The following is a 2,709-nucleotide window of genomic DNA, read 5'->3' on the forward strand; positions in this document are numbered from 1 at the left end:
GCTGAAATTTCTCCAGCAATTCCATATACCAGTGACCATTATTTCTGGCCCGCAGAACATGACTGCAACTGTGCAGCGGTTTCCACACGGTTGGCATGGTCTGTCTGCCAAGGTTCTGGATCACCCGTTCCGGTCCGGGACGGCGGTAATAATGCTGCAATACCGTCAGGATGGTTTTTTCATTATCGCCGACATGATCAGGCAAGACCGGCGGTTTGCTGAACGCGTCCACCATAAACTGTAATGCCGTTGGTGTCCCGGCTGCCAATGGTGTTGTCAGCGCACCAGAATCGTTAATGCCGAGAGATCGTTTCAGATCCGCGATTTCCTGCTTGGCGTGCCGGACACGCTCTAACCAATTCTGATAGAAAGGATGCTCGTTCCGTTGCTCCCACAGTTTTTCAAACCATTCGATATATTCAGCCGGGGAATAAACGCGCATAATTTTCTTACTGCGGGGGTAATGAAATGCCAGAAGGGCTCTAACACTATCCAGAAGGTCTTTGTTCGGGGAAGCCCCGTGATGAAACAGGGCCAATAAGTGGCACTGAATATGTTCAAGGGTTGGATGCATCAGACTTGTCACATAAAGTAGTGCCTTTCTCAGACACGTCTGCCGTTGCTGTGGACTGATGTTCCTGCAGATTCGGTCAAATTCAACGACGCTTCCCGAACAACTGGTCAAAGGAAAATGCTGAAGATGTTGCAGGGTGAGGAATTCAAAGGGAGCAGAGGTAGCCACCATACAATTGAAGATGCCCACTGGCATTGCAGAGTCAAAAAATTCTTCCATATTATTGATATGGCCCAGGCCCCATTCAGTCGGCCTTGCCCCGCTCTGCAAAAGGAGCTGACATAATCGGTAAGCTTCTTCTTCCTCCTGTTGCTGCTGAGCAGGGGTTGCCGGTCCCATGCCCCCATTGTGTCTGGCTACTTCGGTATCCAGAAGAATATCAAGCAAAGATTTAACAGGCACTCCGAAAATATTAACAGACGCTTTTTTAACAAAACGCTGATCGATGGGCAATCCGCTCTGTTTTAATTCCAGAAGTCTCTCGCAACTGTAACATTCGGGATCGCTCAGCAGCTCAATGGCCTGTTGCAATTTGTGCATCATATCCGGTGGGACGCTTAATTCCGAACTCAGTGCCTCTGCCCGCAAAGTGATTGGCAGCAGATTCAACATGGCTCTGAAATTGTCCAGGTCAATGCTCTGCGAGAATGCGAAATCACCCAGAGAATGCCCATTGTTGGCCAGGTGCGGACTGTCCAGCTCATCATCAAAACAGACCTGTACAGAACCTGTGTGGTGACAATAAACGACCAGAGGCAAGGGTTTAAGCTCCAATGCCTTTTCACACTGACGCTTGGACTCCAGGATATCGGCAATATTTGCCCGTTTATCGTTGTAGACGCAAAAGCATTTGATCTCTTCCTTGCGATAGTGGATGAGCACCAGTTCCGGGAAATTATAAATGTGGGTATAATCGCCGGGTTTCAATTTAGGTAAACTGAATGTCCCATTTGCTTGCAGATGTCCTGAGGTGAAACGGGGATAAACTCTCCAGATGATTTGATTGGCACGCTCACGACTTTTCTTGTGTAATGATCGTAGATCAGACAGTAGTTTTATTGTCAGTGTATCCGGTGTTAGGCTGGGCTCCTCCAGCAACCGATTAGTCAGTGCGTCACGTTTATAGACATACAGGCATTTGGGATCAGTAATGCCTACCATCCATTGATCTAACGCTTCTGTTACTCGCTCGGTGGGCATCATCTCTCCGGGCAGAGCGAGGGTGAAGGGTCTTGGTGTGCCCTTGCCAGCAAAGTAATTTCTTTCTTCAACCAATCCAATATGCCGAAATGCCAGACGTCCACTCTCAGCGGCCCGCAGTAGCTCCTGTCGCTCATATTCCCTGGGATGGGGCAACAGCTTGCGGGTTGGCTCGCTGATTGTCCATTGGCCAGAGGCTGTTGCCGATTGGGTGGCGAACTTTGGTTGAGGTTGAGGTTGAGGGCACGGGCTCGCAGAGATCGCCGCTCCATGGACAACATTCATGGTAATACTCCAGTAAAATTTATTATTTGCCCAATTCCGTAAGGAGGGATTCTATCGTTCTTGGAGTAAACGGCTGGTAAAAAGTTCCATTGCAGTCTGTTGTCCGTAACTGCATGTTCAAAGCAAGATCAAAGGATTGTACATGCCCACCCCGCTGGAGCATCCATCCTCCCGAGCATCAGGCTTCGCTATCTTCTTTGGTACCAGCATTTCCTTCTCTATCGGGAGTTCATTGTCGGTAAAGTAGCGTCGCTTCTCGCTGACCACGGCAATCCCCCGTTTTTTCAGCACTTTTTGGGCTGCCTCCGAAGCCAGCGTGGTTTGCGTCAAGGTGCCCAGGTTCATTTGGATAGCTTCGCTCTTTAGCCGCTGCACCTCTTTCTCCAATGCCTGTTGTGTTGACGGACTGAGCAGCGACGGGTCATGTTCGTACTGCATCTTTTCCAACAGTGTCATGCCAGCCGGAATCGCCACCTGCTGGAGATCATACCAACCGTTATGAATACCAAGAATGATCCCTTTTTTCTGATCAGCTTTGCAGGCTTTGTGGCTGTTGTCTGAACAGACTACAATTCCGGCCTCCCGAGCCATTTTTCGCCGGACATTGTCGTCAATAAACTGGTTCATTCTCTGCACTGGCTCGGTTGTCC

Annotated in this window: 2 protein-coding genes; both read right to left on the minus strand. The window is 49.4% G+C overall.

Going from position 1 to position 2,709, the window contains the following annotated elements; genetic code table 11:
* The coding region (locus KDK19_RS22675) for a hypothetical protein (RefSeq protein WP_257293005.1) at positions 1 to 2,059 on the minus strand (2,059 nt) is incomplete at its 3' end.
* 117 nt (positions 2,060 to 2,176) lie between these two features.
* On the minus strand, positions 2,177 to 2,709 hold a 533-nt coding region (locus KDK19_RS22680; protein ID WP_257293006.1), incomplete at its 5' end, for a hypothetical protein.

The sequence above is a fragment of the Endozoicomonas sp. ONNA1 genome, assembly GCF_024606325.1.
In the GTDB taxonomy this organism is placed as follows: Bacteria; Pseudomonadota; Gammaproteobacteria; order Pseudomonadales; family Endozoicomonadaceae; genus Endozoicomonas_A.